Source organism: uncultured Paraglaciecola sp. (genome assembly GCF_913058035.1).
Classification (GTDB): Bacteria; Pseudomonadota; Gammaproteobacteria; order Enterobacterales; family Alteromonadaceae; genus Paraglaciecola.
The window spans coordinates 18,521-37,814 of sequence record NZ_CAJXPA010000009.1; the positions used below are offsets into that span (position 1 = coordinate 18,521).

15 protein-coding genes are annotated in these 19,294 nt (G+C 40.2%); 11 read left to right on the top strand and 4 right to left on the bottom strand.

The window, feature by feature from the left end:
• Positions 1-17: 17 nt before the first annotated feature.
• Complete coding sequence (locus QZ562_RS02455) at positions 18-1,211, top strand: ABC transporter permease (protein WP_293756446.1); 1,194 nt, start codon at positions 18-20, stop codon at positions 1,209-1,211.
• Between the two features lie 152 nt (positions 1,212-1,363).
• Here QZ562_RS02455 and QZ562_RS02460 read toward each other — a convergent pair whose 3' ends face one another.
• A complete protein-coding gene (locus QZ562_RS02460) occupies positions 1,364-2,278 on the bottom strand; it encodes a GGDEF domain-containing protein (RefSeq protein WP_293756449.1) in 915 nt (304 codons plus the stop codon).
• Between the two features lie 108 nt (positions 2,279-2,386).
• Here QZ562_RS02460 and QZ562_RS02465 point away from each other — a divergent pair, with 108 nt between their 5' ends.
• From QZ562_RS02465 to QZ562_RS02510, 10 genes are all read left to right on the top strand, one after another.
• The gene (locus tag QZ562_RS02465; protein WP_293756452.1) at positions 2,387-4,360 is read left to right on the top strand and encodes a cation:proton antiporter; all 1,974 of its coding nucleotides are present in this window, start codon (positions 2,387-2,389) and stop codon (positions 4,358-4,360) included.
• 3 nt (positions 4,361-4,363) lie between these two features.
• Positions 4,364-6,151 (top strand): carboxyl transferase domain-containing protein, encoded by a 1,788-nt coding sequence (locus tag QZ562_RS02470; protein ID WP_293756456.1) that lies wholly within the window; start codon positions 4,364-4,366, stop codon positions 6,149-6,151.
• 96 nt (positions 6,152-6,247) lie between these two features.
• Positions 6,248-6,541 carry a hypothetical protein gene (locus tag QZ562_RS02475; protein ID WP_293756459.1) on the top strand — a complete coding sequence of 98 codons (294 nt, stop codon included), beginning with the start codon at positions 6,248-6,250 and terminating at the stop codon, positions 6,539-6,541.
• A gap of 305 nt (positions 6,542-6,846) precedes the next feature.
• Positions 6,847-7,338: a DUF1456 family protein gene (locus QZ562_RS02480; RefSeq protein WP_293756461.1), complete on the top strand. Its 492-nt coding sequence runs from the start codon at positions 6,847-6,849 to the stop codon at positions 7,336-7,338.
• A gap of 452 nt (positions 7,339-7,790) precedes the next feature.
• The gene (locus tag QZ562_RS02485; RefSeq protein WP_293756463.1) at positions 7,791-8,750 is read left to right on the top strand and encodes an aldo/keto reductase; all 960 of its coding nucleotides are present in this window, start codon (positions 7,791-7,793) and stop codon (positions 8,748-8,750) included.
• A gap of 14 nt (positions 8,751-8,764) precedes the next feature.
• Positions 8,765-9,748, top strand: coding sequence for a TauD/TfdA family dioxygenase (locus tag QZ562_RS02490; protein ID WP_293756465.1), 984 nt, complete (start codon positions 8,765-8,767; stop codon positions 9,746-9,748).
• A gap of 53 nt (positions 9,749-9,801) precedes the next feature.
• Positions 9,802-10,779, top strand: a complete 978-nt coding sequence (locus QZ562_RS02495) for a putative sulfate exporter family transporter (protein ID WP_293756468.1) — start codon at positions 9,802-9,804, stop codon at positions 10,777-10,779.
• Positions 10,780-10,794: 15 nt separating this feature from the next.
• On the top strand, positions 10,795-12,102 hold the full coding sequence (locus QZ562_RS02500) for a sulfite oxidase (protein WP_293756470.1): 1,308 nt from the start codon (positions 10,795-10,797) through the stop codon (positions 12,100-12,102).
• Between the two features lies 1 nt (position 12,103).
• Positions 12,104-12,469 (top strand): hypothetical protein, encoded by a 366-nt coding sequence (locus QZ562_RS02505; RefSeq protein WP_293756472.1) that lies wholly within the window; start codon positions 12,104-12,106, stop codon positions 12,467-12,469.
• A gap of 280 nt (positions 12,470-12,749) precedes the next feature.
• The gene (locus tag QZ562_RS02510; protein ID WP_293756475.1) at positions 12,750-13,985 is read left to right on the top strand and encodes an NAD-binding protein; all 1,236 of its coding nucleotides are present in this window, start codon (positions 12,750-12,752) and stop codon (positions 13,983-13,985) included.
• A 313-nt stretch (positions 13,986-14,298) separates the two neighbouring features.
• Here the strand turns inward: QZ562_RS02510 and QZ562_RS02515 are convergent, their stop codons facing one another.
• The 3 genes from QZ562_RS02515 to QZ562_RS02525 all read right to left on the bottom strand — a co-directional run bounded on the left by QZ562_RS02515 (position 14,299) and on the right by QZ562_RS02525 (position 19,293).
• Entirely contained in the window at positions 14,299-16,689 is a 2,391-nt protein-coding gene (locus QZ562_RS02515) for a TonB-dependent receptor (RefSeq protein WP_293756477.1), read from the bottom strand.
• Between the two features lie 275 nt (positions 16,690-16,964).
• Entirely contained in the window at positions 16,965-18,005 is a 1,041-nt protein-coding gene (gene dctP, locus QZ562_RS02520; RefSeq protein ID WP_293756479.1) for a TRAP transporter substrate-binding protein DctP, read from the bottom strand.
• Between the two features lies 1 nt (position 18,006).
• Positions 18,007-19,293 carry a TRAP transporter large permease gene (locus QZ562_RS02525; RefSeq protein ID WP_293756482.1) on the bottom strand — a complete coding sequence of 429 codons (1,287 nt, stop codon included), beginning with the start codon at positions 19,291-19,293 and terminating at the stop codon, positions 18,007-18,009.
• Position 19,294 lies beyond the last annotated feature (1 nt).

Here is a 19,294-nt window from a genome sequence, read left to right on the forward strand (position 1 = left end):
AATTAAGAGACTAAAATATGTGGTTAGTATTTAAAAAAGAGTTAAAAGAATTACTTCGCGACCGTAAAACATTATTTTTTATGATTGCCCTGCCGTTATTAATCTTCCCTTTGATGATTGGGATTATTGGTTTTGTGAGTAAACAAGCTATAGATAAAGCTGAAACTCAAGTACTCAATTATGCTTTGGTAGGTGGACAATATGCACCTGATATTGTTACTGAACTACAACAACCAGAAAAGTTTAGCCTTGTAGAAATAGAGGCAGACGCCGATTACACCTCGATTATTCGCAATGACACCGTCGATTTTGTCTTGGAAATTCCAGAAAATTATTCTAACGATGTACTAATAAATGGTCAGGCTAACATTAAGCTACATTTCAACGATGCAGGACTAAATCTCGTTTACAGACGGGTAAATGAAATTGTTAAAAGTCAGTCAGAGTTATTTCAAGAAACGGCTTTTTCTAGCTTAGGGTTAGATGTTGCACAACAAAGTGCTCTGATAGAGCCGATAGTTCTGGAGAAAGTTAATACTGCAGATGATCGAGAAAACTGGGGCGAAAAAATTGGAAAGATGTTGCCTTACTTTTTATTTATAATCTGTCTCACTGGGGCCATGGCGCCCGCAACCGACATTGGTGCGGGTGAAAAAGAGCGTGGTACACTTGAGACTTTATTGATTTCACCCATAGATAGAAATAAAATTGTAATGGGAAAATTCTTAATCGTAAGTTTCGCTGGTACCATGACCGCGCTTATTACGGTGGCCAGTATGGTGATTTGGGGCTTGGTTTTAAGCCAAGGTATGGCAATTAAATTTGTGGCAGATTTTATGGCGCAAATTGCGATGCTTGATTTTCTACTGATTTTTTTGATGCTGATGCCTGTGGTAGCGATTTTTGCATCGGTATTATTGAGTATCTCCATCTATGCTAAAAGTTTTAAAGAGGCGCAAAGTTATATGGGACCTATGACTATTTTGGTTGTTGTACCTGTTATGTTCTCGATGTTGCCTGGCGTGGAGTTAAAAGGAGGCTGGGCTTGGGTGCCATTGACGAACGTGTCGTTAGCCATGAAAGAACTAATCAAAGGTACAATGGACTACTACCAGTTGTTCGCTATCTTCGGTTCCACTGTACTGATTGCCGGCGCGTTGTTTGCTTTCTGTGTGTATTGGTTTAACCAAGAAAAAGTGTTGTTTCGATAAATTGTTTATATTGCTCCGTCGTTTACTTACATCATTTGATTGTTTGTATGCTTGTCATAATTTTCAACGCTAGTTGGAGCAAATTACATTTAAGTTTTATGGATTTCGCGGCAACATTTTGCCGTGATAATTCAATTTACTGCCGTTAATTCCTATGCGGTTCTGATACAGTTCTTACCCGCTTGCTTTGCAGCATAAAGTGCTTCGTCAGCACGTGAAAAAAGGCCAATGTGTGAATCATTCTGTCTATAGGTCGTGCTGCCAATACTACAAGATATTTTATGTTGTTGAAGTATTAAGTTTGAGCCAATAGCATGATGGACACGCTCTGAAATCAAGTTATTGGTTTGATTATTAGCTTCTGGTAGTAAACAGCAAAATTCATCACCGCCAAATCTAAAGGCAAAGTCAGACTCTCTAAGACTTTGTAAAATGGTATTGGCGAAGGCTACTAGCACCTTATCGCCTTCTTGATGCCCATAAGCATCGTTAACTTGTTTGAAGTTATCTATGTCTAGTATTATCAGGCCAAATGGTTGTTGACGTCGACGTGAATGATTTGCCATTCTAACAATAGTATCATTGTAACTGGCTCTGTTACCTAATGATGTCAAAAAATCCTTCATGGCAAATTGTTTGATTTTATGATGTTCTAATGCGTTCCTAAAAGGAAAACAAAAATTCATATGCATCTGTTGTAATATTTGCCAGTCTCTGAGCGACAAAGGTTGTGTAAATGAATAATCCATTACAGCTAACGGGCTATTGTTTTGTATGCAATTAAGGGTTTTTAAGTGTGCATTTTTCACTGGACGACCGAATTTAAGTCTATTGTCTTCGAACTGGATTTTTAGTTCAGACATCGGTAGGGTATTTTGTAATTGTTGGAAATATAACTTGGTCAGCTTGGGTAAGTCTATGGTTGTTAGTAATTTCAGAATGAATTTATTAAGCTGAGTTTGTGTTAACCCTTGATTCTGAGCATGGTCGAGTCCCTGCTCAGGCTCTTCTAGGCTGAAATAAGGTTCATTGACGTTTGAGTCGTAAAACGGGTTAAGTTGTTCCAACAGTTTCTCCTGACAATAAAATGACGATTTACTTTGCAAATACATCTAATAATTATTGTTTAGCAAGTATTGTGCCTAGCAAATAACATAAAAGGATAGACATAAAATATGCACGGGAATTTAGGTAATATTACTATTTTAATGGCCGTAGCAGTGGTAACTGTTTGGCTATTTAAACGTATTAATTTGCCACCTATTTTGGCTTATTTATTCTGTGGTATTTTGGCGGGTCCTGATTTACTTGCCTTATTTGAACATCCCGAAGATATGGAAAATTTTGCTGAACTAGGTATTGTTTTTTTGTTATTTTCATTGGGATTAGAATTTTCACTTCCGAAAATGTTAGCAATGCGTCATCTAGTATTTGGCGTGGGATTGGCACAGATGCTGTTGACCACATCAGTATTTATGGGCTTAGCCTATTTACTTGGTTTTGATGGAAAAGCATCCTTAGTGATAGGTGGAATTATAGCGTTATCTTCTACTGCTATTGTGATTAAACAAACCAGTGATTTAGGTATTCTGAATACTCCTCGTGCACAAATTGCGGTAAGCATATTATTACTTCAAGATCTTGCTGTTGTGCCTTTGCTAATATTAGTACCTTTGTTGGCTAATGATTCCGAACAAAGCTTAGGTATTGCCATTTCAATGGCCTTTTTGAAAGGGTTACTAGTCGTTGGCATTTTATTGTCTATCGGTAAATGGGTGTTACCCAAAGTGTTCAGTGAAGTGGCCCGCACTCGCACCGATGAACTCTTCGTATTAACTACCATTATGGTGGCCTTAATGGCCGCTGGTTTAGCTTTTTCTTTCGGTCTTTCCATGGCATTAGGCGCTTTTTTGGCTGGCATGATGTTAGGTGAGAGCCAATATAAGTATCAATTAGAAGCCGATATTCGACCTTTTAGAGATATCTTGATGGGCTTATTCTTCATCACTATCGGGATGCGTTTAGAACTTCATAATTTACCAAACCAGATACACTGGGCGCTACTCGGCTTGATGATTATTGTATTGCTAAAGGTGGTACTTATACGGATCTCTGCTGAGATTTTTAAATTAGGTAAACAAGATGCTTGGGCAGCTGGACTTAAGCTTTGTCAATTAGGCGAGTTTAGTTTTGTGCTGGCAGCACTGGCTGTAGACCATGCTATTTTAAGCTCAGAGCAAGGTTCGTTATTATTAACTATTGGCGTGATGAGTATGGCTATTACCCCCTGGTTAGTTGATAAGAGTCCTAATATTGCTAGAGCAATTAGTCCTGAAGCAACCCCTAATATTAAAGGTTTAGGACAACTTTCAGCCCAAGATCAACAATTGACTGACCACGTACTGATTTTTGGATTTGGCCGAGTGGGCCAATCAGTTAGTCGGTTGTTAAAAATTGAAGCTATCCCCTATATGGTGGTTGATGCTGATCCTATCCGCGTGCAAGAAAGTCAAAGTGCAGGCGAGCCTGTATATTTTGGTGATGTCAAACAAAAAGATATATTACGTTCAGTTGGTATTGAACGAGCCAAACTAGTACTTATTACCTTTGACCAACATGAAAAAGCGATGAGTGTCATTCACTTAGTAAAAAGTTTGTATCCAGACTTACCTGTTGTGGTTAGAACCAGAAAAGATCATCGTATGGAAGAATTGCTTGCAGCAGGTGCATCACAAGTGGTTCCGGAAATTCTCGAGGGTAGTCTTATGTTAGTGACTCAGGTTTTGCAGTTATCTGGTGTACCAATGTCTCGAATACTCAAACGCGTGCGCAAAGAACGAAAGGGCCATTATGCCAACATGCATGGCTTTTTTCCCGGTGAAACCACCGAACTTGACTTCGTTAGACAAGATAAAATGGAATTTATGCATGCAGTTATTTTGACAGAAAACGCCTATGCAGTAGGTAAATCACTTCGTTATCTAAATTTACAACAATGGCGTGTTAGCGTCAAAGGCCTCAGAAGGGACAACCATGAACTGTCAGAGCCAGACCAGAATATGCTTTTACTCGTCGGAGATATCATCGTGATTACAGCAAAACCGCGCAAAGTTGAACGTGCTGAACGATTTTTACTAGAGGGAAGTTAGGACGTGCCTACTCATACATATTGTGCACCCAATATAGGATTTGTTGTAGCCGTTTTAGTGGGCCAAAACGAACAGGTAAATATCAACCAACCTTTGATTATTATTGAAGCAATGAAAATGCAAACCACAGTGTGCGCCGAGGTTTCAGGAAAAATAGGCAAAGTTTTTGTTAAAATCGAGGACGAGTGCTTCGTAGGCATGCCGCTGGTGGATATGTTTGCAGATGGCGTTAACAAAGTGAAGACTGAAGCAATACACATCACTGATAATACCAATCAAAGGTTATTAGATGAGCTGCGGTTCAGAGAAGCGCTTACACTTGATAAACAAAGAAATGAACAACAACAGAAACGCCAGCAAAAAGGTTATCTAACAGCCAGACAAAACCTACAAAATTTATGTCCTATAGAAAGTTTTATGGAATATGGACAAATGGCAGTCGCGGCACAGCGGTTACGTCGAGACTATGATGATTTAAAATCTGCTACTGCCGCTGATGGTGTTATTACTGGCATAGGACACATTAACCTAGGTCTAGTCCCAAAAAAAAACACCCAGACCGCCATAATAATCAATGATTACAGCGTACTAGCAGGTACACAAGGATATTTTCACCACTTAAAACTAGATCGCATATTAGCTGTCGCAGCAGACAAAAAATATCCAGTGGTTATGTTTACCGAAGGAGGTGGTGGTCGTCCCGGTGATACAGATATCACCACCGTTAATTCAGGTTTGCAATGCCAATCCTTTGCCACATGGGCAAGTTTACAAGGAAAAGTACCACGTATATCAGTAGCCAATGGCTATTGTTTTGCAGGTAACGCCGCTTTATTCGGCGCTGCAGATATTACTATTGCCACTCAGTCTTCATGGATAGGGATGGCAGGACCCGCTATGATAGAAGGTGGTGGTTTAGGTCTGGTTAAACCGACTGATATTGGTCCCAGCGCTAAACAAGTCAAAAATGGTGTCATAGATATTTTAGTAGAAAACGAGCAACAAGCAGCTGAAATGGCGCAGAAATGTCTACTGTATTTTCAAGGACCTTTAGTTGATGAACAAAAATGGACATTTGCAGACCAACAACCTCTTAATCAAGTTTTACCTCAAGACAGGCGTTTTGTATATGATGTAAAAGAGATCATTCATGTTCTCGCAGATACCGACTCTTTTACTGAAATTAAAGCACTATTTGGAGCCGCTATTATTACTGGTTTTATGCATTTACAAGGTAACCCAGTAGGAGTCTTAGCCAGTAATTGTAAAGTATTAGGTGGAGCCATTGATGTTGATGCGGGAGAAAAAGCCAGTCAATTTATGCATCTTTGCCAGCAGTTTTCTATACCTATTGTTGTACTGTGTGACACGCCCGGGTTTATGGTGGGGCCAGAACACGAAAATAAAGGCGCAGTGCGCAGGCTGTCTCAATTGTTTGTTGCAGGTAGCCAACTTACCGTGCCATTAGTCGCTGTTGTTTTGAGGAAATGTTATGGCTTAGGTGCACAGGCATTGTTGGGCGGAAATACCAGTCAACCTAGTTATACTCTGGCTTGGCCCACAGGTGAGTTTGGCGCAATGGGGCTTGAAGGCGCGGTAAAGCTCGGTTTTAAAAAAGAATTAGCAGCAGTACAGGACTCATCGGCAAAAAAAATATTATATGAGAAACTCTTAGCACAGCAGTACCAAAAAGGCCAAGCCCAAGAAGTGGCCAGTGTTCTGGAAATTGATGCTGTTATTGAACCGGCTGATACTAGACGAACACTACTTTTAGCTTTAAACATAATTTAATAACTAATGGTGAAGAACTTGGCTTTAAAAAATTAGTTGCGCAATTAACAATCGATAATATACTGTACGTATAGACAGTTGTTTATTGGAGCCAACATGAACAGTTATTCAAATCTAATCAGTGGTGGAAGTGATAGCGCAAACAACAGGGTAAATAATAAAACAAGTAATAAAACAAGTAATAAAACAAATAATGTGGGAAATCGCATTTACTTCAATCAGACCCTTCACACTGAGCATTACTGCACTATGGATCTGTGCAGTCAGGCTCAAATGTCTGAAGATGCAGACAATATTCTGAGTCGGATGGACAGGCTCAGAGTCCTCGCAAGAGAGCAACAAATCAAAAGAATGAAGTCTCAGCGGCAACAAATCAGTTTTATTTTTTAAATTTGAGAAGATGAGTAACTGAGTAACGGTCATTAAAAAAAAGTGGCACTTCAATATTATTTTAATGGAGCTGGATTTGTATACATGGCTAGTCAAACATCTGAATTATTACGAGTTGATACCAATTTATAAAAGCTTCAGTTGTCCTTTTTGTCTGAGTAATTCTATGGCTTTTGCCTAAATATAATTGAATAAGTATGAGCATAAATATTAATCTTCCAATAAAATGACGCAATCATTATAAAAAGCTTTAAACTGATAGTATGTTTAAGGTTGGATAAACCAACCTCGTTTTTAGGAATATTATGATCAATAACGATGTCATGCGCCGTGTGCGCTATATCTTCGATTTTAACGACGCAAAAATGGTTGAAATTTTTGCCCAAGCCGATTATCCCGCTACTGTTGCGCAACTGCACACTTGGCTACGCAAAGATGATGACCCAGCTTTTATTGAGCTTACCGATCTTCAGTTTTCACTGTTTTTGAATGGTCTGATTAATATGAATCGTGGTAAACGCGAAGGTGTTGAAGCACCAGTTGAGCGGAAACTCACCAACAACATTATTTTTATGAAATTAAAAATAGCCCTCAATATGCAAGCTGAAGCCGTGTTAGAAACAATGGATTTGAGTGGCTTTAAAATCAGTAAACACGAATTAAGTGCCTTTTTTAGAAAACCAGAAAATCGCCAATATCGGGCCTGTAATGATCAAATAATGCGTAACTTTTTAAAGGGTTTGCAGATTAAGACACGTGGCGAAAGTGACAATGACGCTGAAGAAGACGCTGTTTGAATATGAATAGTTGAGTGCAGGCGCTGAATCTGAATTGTTTTTACTCGACTGCAGCATGATGCTTCTTAAACCGTATTGAGCGTAGGTCTTGCCTGCTGAACGACCTACTTCTTTTCTACAGCCAAAGGAGTAGGTAATTAAAGCTGGACCGTACAATTTTTATTTAAGAAGCAATAACTTCAAAGTAAATAATCATTATTTTCACGATAAGCGTATCTCCTGAACTACGCAGCCGTCCCCCGACTCCTAAACAATTTTTGCTTATCACTATTCATAAAAGATGTCATTTTTGCGATTTTAACTGCTCTAGGCTGTCGGTCTAAAGATTTCAGCTTCCCCTAAATACTCTTTTTGCCTCTACACCAAATTTGACAAAGTTTAAGCATTCACTTAACTTATGTCTTATATAAGACATAAAATGAAATTCACGCTTTATAAAATGGAAACAATAGATGCCAAATAGTTATGAAAAGATACCCAAGGTCGGCTTTGGTCTTTGGAAAATACCTCAGGATATCTGTGCTGATGCGGTGTATAACGCCATTAAAGCGGGGTATCGCCATTTGGACAGTGCTAGTGATTACGGTAACGAAGTTCAGGTAGGTGAGGGCATCAAGCGCGCTATTGACGATGGACTATGCACCCGTGCAGATTTGTGGGTGACATCAAAGCTGTGGAATACTTATCATGCCAAAGAACATGTGAAGCCTGCTTTGGAGAAAACATTAGCTGATTTACAGTTGGATTATCTTGATTTGTATATGATTCATTTCCCTATCGCTCAACCTTTTGTAGATTTTAACGATCGTTATCCACCAGAGTGGATCACAGACCTCGCTGTCGGTAAAATGGAATTAGCAGCTGTGCCTTTGTTTGAAACATGGCAAGCAATGGAGGCTATTTATGAACAAGGCCTGACGAAACAGATTGGTATATGTAATTACAACACAGGCCTATTACATGACTTGATGTCTTATGCTCGAGTTAAACCCTCGGTACTACAAGTGGAATCGCATCCTTATTTAACTCAAGAGAGATTGATGCGCCTAGCCACGCAATACGAGCTTCAGGTTACTGCCTTCTCACCTCTTGGCGCTTTATCCTACTTAGAGTTAGATATGGCTGGTGCGGCAGAATCTGTGTTGGAACAAATGGTGGTTAAACAAGCAGCGCAAAGATTAGGAAAGACTGCTGCACAAGTAGTGTTACGCTGGGGCATACAACGTGGTAACGCTATTATTCCAAAAACTTCTCGTCCGGAACGTTTAAAAGAAAATTTAGATATTTTTGATTTTGAACTGACTTCACAGGAAATGAGTGGGATTTCAGCGCTCAACAGTAATAGGCGATTTAATGATCCGGGTAACTTCTGCGAAGCTGCCTTTAATACTTTTCACCCCATTTACGATTAGAGAGGGGACAGGTTATGCAACCGATTAATTATGTAGAAGTGCCACATCAATTGAACTGCGGAGATTCAGTTTTCCCCAGTGTTGTAGTTAATGATGGTTCGCTGACAACACAGCAAGAATGTGCCGATTGGATTAAATTTAACTCTAGTGAACTTGAGGCTAAGTTACGCGCGTCTGGTGCTATTTTATTCAGAGGGTTTCCTGTTAGCTCGGCTGAAACATTTGATGAATTCTCAAATTCTTTTGGTTATCCAAATTTCACTTACAAAGAATCATTGTCGAACGCCGTTAGAATAAACTTTACCGAAAGGGTATTTACCGCAAACGAAGCGCCTAAAGATGTAGAAATATTTCTACATCATGAAATGGCACAAACACCTATTTCACCAAGCAAATTGTTTTTCTTCTGTAAAAGTGCTGCAGAAGAAGGGGGCGAAACACCTTTATGTCGCTCTGATATGTTGTTTGAAGATTTAGCCAAACAAATGCCAGCACTTGCGGCAGATTTTGTGAGCAAAGGCCTCAAATATACTACTCAGATGCCGGCAGAAGATGATCCTAACTCTGGACAGGGGCGCAGTTGGAAAAGCACATTAAGTGTGCAAGATGACGTCGAAGCTGAACAAAAATTGACTCTGCTGGGATACAGCTGGGAATGGCTAGCGGATGGTAGCTTACGTGCTACGACTCCAATATTACCTGCTGTGATCGATATGGGTAACGATAAAAAAGTATTTTACAATCAATTGATTGCTGCATACATGGGCTGGAAAGGTGTACGTGAAAATCCGTCCAGTGCGATTACCTTTGGTGATGGTGCTGATATTCCTTTGGAAGGATTGCAATTGGCCGTTAAATTGTCTGAAAAGTATACATTTGACTTACCTTGGCAAGACGGAGATGTTGCATTGGTCGACAATTATATGACTATGCACGGTAGACGCCCATTTTTGGGTGAGCGTAAACGGCAAGTGTTGGTTTCTTTAGCCATCGACTAGACATATTGTAACGGTTACTTCCGAAAATATTTACCACCATACGAGCCAATAAATTGTATATAAAAACTAAGCTGCCGGGTGTTTTAATTTCTGTCATTGTTGGTTTAGCCGCATTGTTCTTAAGTGAACATTACGGCGCACCTGCTATGCTATTTGCCTTATTGCTAGGCATCGCTATGTCGTTCTTGTACGAAGGCACCACATGCAAAGAGGGCATTGAGTTTACTGCGTGTCATATCTTGCGTATAGGTGTGGGGTTATTAGGTTTGCGTATTGCATTTGGTGATTTAGCCGCACTGGGGTGGAAAACTGCGCTGTTGTTAATAGTGGCCATTGCCAGCACTATTGGCCTTGGCATTGTTTTAGCTAAAGTGTTTGGCTTGCAAAAACGTTTTGGCGTTCTAACTGGTGGCTCCGTTGGTATATGCGGAGCTTCTGCAGCTATGGCGATTGCCGCAGTATTACCCGATAGTAAAGATAAAGACCGTGATACTTTACTAACAATTGTTATTGTCACAGCATTATCTACAGTGGCTATGGTGATGTACCCAATAGTGGCAGACCTACTTAATCTGAATCCTACTCATACTAGTATTTTTTTAGGTGGCACCATTCACGATGTGGCTCAAGTAGTAGGTGCTGGGTATTCGGTATCAGAAGAAACGGGTGATCTAGCCACATTAACTAAATTAGTTAGAGTCGCGTTTTTAATGCCGGTAGTGGTGTGTATATTGTTAGTGCTGAGATTGAATTTAGATAAAACTTCAGATGCCAAACCTCCTGGTATCCCTGCCTTTTTGATTGCTTTTGTGTTGTTGATGACACTGAATAGCTTAGTCGACTTACCTGAAGCTGTGACGCAAGGTGCCACAGATGTTTCACGTTTTGCTTTAGTCATTTCAATTGCTGCTATTGGTATGAAATCAGATTTGGGGCAATTGTTAAAAGTAGGACTGAAACCCATTTTACTTTTAGTGTTAGAAACACTCTGGATAGCTGGCTTAATACTTTTAAGCTTACCTTACATTTAACCATCAAGGTCTAATATGAGTGATACCGAAGGCCAAACCAATATAAGTGTCAAGCAACAAACAAATGTATCAGCTGATAAGTATCAGTCACATCACCAAACTCCTATTAATAGACGTCGCTTTTTATCTGGGATAGCGACCATGACAACACTTATTGGTAGTGAGATAGTGTTTGCGCGTTTTATGCCTCTAGGATCTATCCCAGTGGCCTTTGCACAGACATTAACTCCTTTCTTCATCCCAGGCAAAGACTCAGAACTTGTGGTCTTAAACGACAGACCTATTAATGCTGAAACACCGGCTCACTTACTCAATGATGATGTGACGCCAGCAGACAAATTGTTTGTGCGCAACAACGGCATTCCCCCGCAAAGAATTGATGTTAAAAGTTGGACACTGACTATTGAAGGAGAGTCGGCCGAACGAAGCAAAACCTATACATTAGAAGACCTTAAACAGCGCTTTACTCATTACACCTATCAGCTAACTCTTGAATGCGGTGGCAATGGACGTGCTGAATTTAGCCCGCCCGCTAAAGGTAATCAATGGACAAATGGAGCAGTAGGTTGCCCTAAGTGGACAGGTGTGCGATTAGCTGATGTATTAAAAGACGTCGGTGTGAAAGATGATGCCGTTTATATTGGTTATTATGGAAAAGACTCACACTTAACTGGCGATCCGAACAAAGATCCCATTTCTCGTGGCGTACCGATACATAAAGCGTTAGAAAACGAATCGTTGATCGCCTGGGCGATGAATGACGACGATTTACCTGTGATGAATGGTTATCCATTACGCTTAGTGTTTGGAGGCTGGCCGGCCTCTACCTCAGGCAAGTGGGTAGAAAAAATTGTTATCCGAAACCAAGTACATGATGGTGCTAAGATGACCGGAACTGCTTATCGTGTGCCTTGTAACGCTGTCGCTCCTGGCGCTAAAGTAGCAGACGAAGATATGTGTATTATCCATGCTATGCCAGTAAAGTCGTTGATTACTTTCCCAAAATCAGGTGAGTTACACCTACTGGCTAACAAATTAGGTGTCAATGGTCACGCATGGGCAGGTGATAAACAAGTTGATAAGGTTGAGGTGTCCATGGATTTTGGTCAAACTTGGCAACGGGTCAAATTATCTAAAGCACTAAACCGAAATGCCTGGCAACATTGGCACAGCACATTGTTGTTTCCGCAAAAAGGTTATTACGAAGTATGGGCTAAAGCCACAGACAGCGACGGAGTGAGTCAGCCTATGGTCCTACCTGGATGGAATCCAAAGGGGTACTTAAATAATGCCTGTCATCGTATCGCCGTGCAGGTCGTTTAGAGTGTTATCAATTAACACCCAGCGCATGTTAGTTCTGTTAGTGCTTGGGCTGAGTACAACAGCCTTATCGTTACAGGCACAACAGCAAACAATTTATGACCCCATTACAGGTTTTGTTGTAAGTGAAAACTACGAAATTGTACGTGCTCATTGTACTGCCTGCCATTCTGCAAAACTGGTAACACAAAATCGTATGACACGAGACAATTGGTTGGAAACCATTCGCTGGATGCAAAAATCTCAAGGATTGTGGCCGCTTGGTGTTCAAGAGCAAAAGATACTTGATTATCTTGAGTCCCATTACAGCCCCATAGCAGTCAGTCGCCGCTCTCCAATTCCAAGCCACTTGATGCCTGTACTAAAATAGTTAATTCCTCATTTATAACATTTTTCCCACAGCTGAACCTGAGATCTGGGATTCGTGTATCAATATTGCTTCGCTGTATTAAACATTTTAAGTCAGCCATATCATTTTTATCCACCTTAGCTTCAGTAGCCTATGATAGCTTGCATTGTGAGAGACGCTGTTCGTTTATGATGATAATCTAGAAAACTAACATTTATGTTTTGTGGTTTATTCTATAACTTTACGATAGCTGTGAACTGGACCCAATTAGTTAATTATTTAACACGCAAAGGTGAGCACTATGTCTTTATTCACATTTAATTACAGCTGGCGATGGTCTGCCGCTGTTGTATTTTTTCTATGTGCTTTTTTGGCTTTGATGATGGGAGTGTCATTATCTGAGCGCCCAGATGTTCAAAGCGCAGATATGTTGACCAAAGCCTATTACAGTTTAGGTTTATTTGTCATGGGTGGATTGGATTTAGGTACACCCATTGATGGCCCTTTATTTGCCCGTTTAATGCTTTGGCTAAGTTATTTTGGTTCACCTATGTTGGCCGCATCCACCATTATCGAAGCGGTAATCAAAACAATCTCTCCTTACAAATGGCATTTTCAGCGGATCAGCAATCATATTGTGGTCTCAGGCTCAGACGAGTTAACATTTACCTATTTGAAACAGCTTAGGCTGGTCCAGCCCAAGGTCCCATTGCTGTTTATATGTGATGAAATCTCTCCAATACGAGAAGAAGAATTAAAGCGCCGTTATCACGCTATAGTGATCACTGGAGATATTACCCGTAGTTATTTTTTATCTAAACTATTTCTGCATAAAGCTAAAAAAGTGTTACTGCTTGGCAAAGATAATTTTCAAAATTATGAAGCCGCGCATAAAATTTTGCAGTTACAACCCTCACTCAAAGGCAAGATTGTTATACACTGCAATAGCATCCGTTTTATGCGTTCCATGGCTGATTCTGAAGTCGCCAGACAGTGTATCAATTTTAATGCATACCAACTAGCAGCGTCTGCTTTAGTGCAACAGCACTTGCTTTCGCACTTCGTGGAAACAGTACCTAAGGACGTAGTTGTGATTGCTGGCTTTGGTTTGTTTGGTCAAACTATACTCGAAGAATTACAGCATTATGCACAAAAAGAGATTGATACTATTGCGATTATTGGTATTGATGCCAAACGACGTATTCAAGTAGTGGACGAACAGCATCAGTCAGCTAATTTTTGTAATAGGAAAATATTTGAAGGTAATATTTCCCATCCAGAAGTATGGCAACAATTACGTGCCACGGTGGATTTGATTAACACTCAACCCATTATCATCTTATGTACAGATTCAGTAGAAGATAACTTTAGAACTTCCTTGTGGCTAAAAAATAAGTATCCCAATTCAATGATAATAGCCCGTAGTTATTTACCATCAAGATTTGCCGAAAATGTAGGTAAACAATACAACATTTTAAATGTGAGTATTAATCAATTAGTTAAAGATAACTTTCCCATCGAGTGGATGACTCCCTAGATAGTTTACCTAATTCAAATTTAATAATGATCTTCAATGATGACATACACGCTATCGGAAAGATGCTGCTTCTATAACTGTTAGCTGTGCAACAGCTTGATTGTTTGCTGAGCGATTTTATTCTGTCATTTAAGACAAGGTGGGTGTAATAATTGAACATCTATATTAGCGGTAAATCGAGAAAAATGAGTATCAATTTTAACTTCATTTCCATCTCTTTATTGACAGTGATCATCACAGAAGATTGTAAACTTACATAAAAAAAGCGCTCAAACTTCATATGAAGCAGAGCGCCAACACACACAAAAGCGTCTTAGAATTTCGCTCTTAACTGAACTCCAAAGTAACGATCCGCATCCCGTGGGATCTGGTAACGGAAGTTGTCGCCACTATAAGTGGTAACATAACTTTCGTCGGTGAGATTTTTACCGATTATAGAAATCCTATAATTATCATCATCGAAAGAGAAAGCTAAGCTAGCGTTTAAAATTGCGTAGTCAGGTAGAAGAGTAACAGCAGTAGCGTCAGCGCCTGGGGCACCAGCAAAAATCTCATCCGTATAAACATATGAGCTATTCAAATAAATGGCCATATCATCTAATTCCCACACATATTCCCCCGTTACTGAGTACTTTAGGTCAGGTGAAAAAGGTAAGTCAGCACCAGAGTTGCCGTCACACGTCAGTAAACCTACAGGGCAAAGGAATTCGTCTACTTCAGCATCAACACTGGATAAACCACCTGTTAGTGTAAGTGCGTCTGTTGCTTGCCACATAAAGTCAAATTCAATTCCTTGGGTAATAACAGAGCCAGCATTAGTTAAACGCGTGATAAACACACCATCTAACAATTCTGGATTATTAGCTTGAAACCCATCAATTTCAGTGCGAAATATTGCGGCATTAAAGATTAAGTTACGACTCGCATATTTATAACCTAGTTCGTAAGCATCTGACGTTTCTTTACCAATGGGAAGGGTATCGTTATCAGACATGTTGTAAAACACGTTAAAAGCTGGTCCCTTGTAACCTTGAGAGTAAGTCGCATAGACCATGCTGTCGTCATTGATATTAAACTGTGCACCCAATTTTCCTGATACATTTGATTGGTCTGTAGAACCTTGGTAATCAGTGTCCAAGCTAGACTCACGGACACCCACACCTTTGCGTCCGTATTGATCATTGCTGTTTCTATTGTGGGAAAAGCTCACTTCATCATCGGTATAACGCAAACCAAACAACAATCTAAAATCATCACTGATATGGTATTTACCATCCGCAAATACCGCCCAGTTATCAAATTCGGTTTTCATATAGGCTGTAGCGCTGACAATGTCATTGGCATTACAAGATAAGCTTTCATCGCTGATAAACTGTTCTATGTCGTTATCAGATGGACTGGTAACGCCTAATATGTTGGTTAAATAATTGCCAATAGCCGCTTGGAATTGACCACCGTTATTTTGACAACTCGCGTCGCGGGTGAAGTTACGTTCTGACTTTTGGTTCCACCAGAAAAATCCCGCCTGGTAATCTAAGGCTCCACCAGTTGGAGAGGCTATACGTAACTCTTGTGACGCCTGATCCCATTCTTGGGGACCTATATCGTGTAGTTGAAATGCTACGCCACCATTATTAACGTTACCAAAATTAACAGGGAAAGGGATGGAGCCAGTCGTTGATGTGAAATCACCTTCTCTAAATTCAGTATTATTCCAACCCCGATAGGCGGTGATAGAGGTTAATTGATGATCACCCAACTCTTTGTCTACCTGAACTGAAAAAGCAGTGGTTTCATCTAAGGTACGCGTCTCAAAGTCATGATCGACTTGTCTTTGCTCTAAATCTAGACCATCTGGATTAGTAGGGGATGCTTCTGAATTATGACGACCACTAGGAGTTAGCTCTAAATCTGCACAACAACTATCATTTGAATTTACATTTTCGAAGATAAACAAAATATCAGTGTCACCTGCAGCATCAATATCAAGCATGGCACGCACACCTTCCTTATCGTAACCACTAACTGTTTGATTGTTGTAAACGTTGTTGATGTAACCATCAAACTGCGATTTCATAATCGTTAAGCTACCACTGACATTATCATTTAACGGACCTGTGACACTGGTTTTTAAACGGTATTCGTTATCTTGAAATAAGGTTGCTTCAAAACTGCCTTCAAAATCGTCTGACGGGCGTTTAGTGGTGATGTTAACCACACCTGCTGAAGCATTTTTACCAAAAAGTGTGCCTTGTGGTCCTCGTAATACTTCAATACGGTCAAGGTCGTATAGGTCTACAAACGCCTGTCCAGAGCGCCCTAGTACCACACCATCAACGACCGTCGATACACTAGGTTCAGCAGCAACACTAAATGAAATTGTGCCTACACCACGAATAGTGATCGCTGAATTACGAGTGGTGTTACCTTTTCTAAAACTTACCGAAGGCACTAACGCTTGAAGGCCTTCAATGTTGGCTGAAAATGCTGAGTTGATTTGATCTTCTCTTAGCACCGAGACTGCAACAGGTACTTCATTTAAATTTTCAACACGTTTTTGTGCGGTCACTGTGATTGTTTCAAAACCCTGACTCTTTTCAGTTTCGGCTTCCTGAGCGTTGGCGGTTAAACCAATCGTCATACAAGCAGTCAGTGCAAGAGCTTTGGTAATGCTGGTGTGTAAGTTACTAGGTTTAAGCTGCATAGTGTTCTCCCAAGATTCATTCTTGATCTAGTTATGTAACCGCGCTCCAATGAAGAGTGTCTCAACTGCTGGAGTAACGACTTATGTGTTATTGGATGGCTGCACCAATTATTATTGTTGTTTATTTATTATTATTAAGCTGTCTTATATAAGACAGAAGATATAGAAAATTTAACCTTTAAGTAAAAAATATGCAATCAATTTGTTGCTTAGAAGTTAATTGTTTGTCTGTATGTGAAGAAATGCACGAAGAATTATGTCCATTAAAAGCAGTATTAACCGATACTAGCGTTACATTGCTCAACAGATTTTTCCAACAAATCTAGCCATTCTAGTCCAAAATTATTGATAAACCATTGACGCATGTTGACGGACGCATCCTTGAAAGCTTGCTTTTCTGCAACTGAAGGGCGGTAAATAATACCGCCAGCTTCCTCAAAAATTTTATAAGAATCGCTTTCCTGAGTAGCGACAAATTCATTAGCTGCTGCTTTTTGTTTAGCAAATCCTTCAAGTACAATTTGCTGAATATCTTTTGGTAGTGTTTTCCACACGGGCTCCGAAAACCACCATAAAGTAGCCATGTAAGAATGCCCATCAAGGATGATATATTTGAGATGTTCTTGTAACTTAGCGCCGATTATATCTTGAATGCCGTTTTTGCTGCCTTCAACCACGCCCGTAGCTAAAGCGGTATATAGCTCAGCCCAAGAAATAGGAGTAGGATTTGCACCTAATTGCCTGACTAATTCTTGTTGAATATCAGCGGGAGTTGTACGAATTTTCTGACCTTTCAAATCTTCTGGGTTACGAATAGGTTTTTTAGTAGTCGCAAAGTTTCGCCATCCTCCAGTATTTGATACGCCAATTAAACGAATATTTAAGCCATTACCCAGAACCGTATCTCGCATTTTTTGTAATATAGGACCATCTAAAACGCACTCAGCTTGTGCGTCACTGGTAAACACATAAGGTAAGTCTAACACCTGCGCTGGTGCGAAAAAGTTACCTGTACCGCCTGCCGTACTGGGAAACATCTCTAATACGCCGGATTGCAAACTTCCTATACATTCGGGTACGCTGCCGCAAAACTGTCCCGAGGCATACAATTGTACTTGTACTCGTCCTTTACTATTTTTTTCGACGTATTCTTTGAATGCTAATAGGCCAACATAGTCTTCATCTTGAATAGAGGCTTGAATAGAAGCTTTAACAGTAAATTCTGCTTGGGTTACGTTAGCTCGAAAAATACCTGTTAAGCAGCCAACTATAATTAATCCGTAAATAATCAGCAATGTTGAGCGTTTAGTTGACATGTTAAGCGAATCCAAAAAACGTAGGTAAGGTCATAGTGAGAGCAGGGAAGTAAGTGATCAAAAATATGACTGTTGCTTCCACTGCTAAAAAGGGCAGCATTTCTAAAGCAATATTTTCAGTCTTTTCACCTGACACCGCTGCTGCAACAAATAACACTAACCCCATAGGTGGTGTGGCGAGTCCAACGGTCAAGTTCACGCACATTATGACTGCAAAGTGTAACGGGTCTATGCCTAAAGAGATAAAGATGGGAGCAAGTACTGGGCCTAAAATTAAGATAGCGGGTCCTGCATCTAAAAACATGCCTATGGCAAATAAGAATAAGTTGATGATCAGTAACAGTAATAATACGTTATCAGTTATACCCGTAATCTCTGATGCGAGCGTATCGGCCATACCCGATACCGTAATGATCCAAGCAAAAGTGACTGCCGAGCCGACCAATAACAAAATGGTGCCAGACTGCACTGCTGCATCAACTAGTATAGTGGGTAACTTATTAAATTTTAGCGTGTGAGTCACAAATAAGGTGATAATTAGCGCATAACCTGCTGCTACAGCAGCTGCTTCGGTTGGGGTAAACACACCAAGCACTATTCCGCCTAATAATATGACAGGTGTTAATAACGGTAAAAAAGAACTTTTTAATGCGCTACCACGTTCGTGCCACGTAGCTTTTGCATTCGCTACTGGATAATTACGTTTTTTAGAAATATAGTTTGTCATCAACATCAAACCCGCACAAATCAATATACCTGGAACTATTCCGGCCAGGAACATGCCTGCAACAGACACATTCATAATAAATGCGTACAAGATCATAATACCAGAAGGGGGAATAATTGGGCCAATCACTGAGGATGCAGCCGTCACTGCTGCAGCAAAACGTCTGCTGTAGCCATTTTGCTCCATAGCAGGAATAAGCATTTTACCCAGTGCCGAAGTATCCGCTACCGCTGAGCCTGACAAACCTGCAAATAATACAGAAGATAAAATATTTACCTGTGCTAATCCGCCCCGATAGTGACCTATCAAAGTTTGGCTAAAGCGCACAATTGACTGGGTGATACCCCCTTGATTCATCAGCTCGCCAGCGAGTATAAAAAACGGTACCGCCATCAAAGGAAAAGAGTTTATGCCTGAGTAAAGCCGATTTAACAGGGCAGAAAAAAACACTTCCTTACCGTCTAAAATTAGGCTGACACCGGGGCCAATTAATAGTGCAAAAATGACCGGAGCACCAGCGGTAAGTAATAAAATAAAAACCCAGAAGTAACTTAACGACATA

Coding starts and splice junctions, on each gene's coding strand:
- QZ562_RS02455 (WP_293756446.1), top strand. CDS start 18: ATGTGGTTAGTATTTAAAAAAGAGTTAAAAGAATTACTTCGCGACCGT.
- QZ562_RS02465 (WP_293756452.1), top strand. CDS start 2,387: ATGCACGGGAATTTAGGTAATATTACTATTTTAATGGCCGTAGCAGTG.
- QZ562_RS02475 (WP_293756459.1), top strand. CDS start 6,248: ATGAACAGTTATTCAAATCTAATCAGTGGTGGAAGTGATAGCGCAAAC.
- QZ562_RS02480 (WP_293756461.1), top strand. CDS start 6,847: ATGATCAATAACGATGTCATGCGCCGTGTGCGCTATATCTTCGATTTT.
- QZ562_RS02485 (WP_293756463.1), top strand. CDS start 7,791: ATGCCAAATAGTTATGAAAAGATACCCAAGGTCGGCTTTGGTCTTTGG.
- QZ562_RS02490 (WP_293756465.1), top strand. CDS start 8,765: ATGCAACCGATTAATTATGTAGAAGTGCCACATCAATTGAACTGCGGA.
- QZ562_RS02500 (WP_293756470.1), top strand. CDS start 10,795: ATGAGTGATACCGAAGGCCAAACCAATATAAGTGTCAAGCAACAAACA.
- QZ562_RS02510 (WP_293756475.1), top strand. CDS start 12,750: ATGTCTTTATTCACATTTAATTACAGCTGGCGATGGTCTGCCGCTGTT.
- QZ562_RS02515 (WP_293756477.1), bottom strand. CDS start 16,689: ATGCAGCTTAAACCTAGTAACTTACACACCAGCATTACCAAAGCTCTT.
- dctP (WP_293756479.1), bottom strand. CDS start 18,005: ATGTCAACTAAACGCTCAACATTGCTGATTATTTACGGATTAATTATA.
- QZ562_RS02525 (WP_293756482.1), bottom strand. CDS start 19,293: ATGTCGTTAAGTTACTTCTGGGTTTTTATTTTATTACTTACCGCTGGT.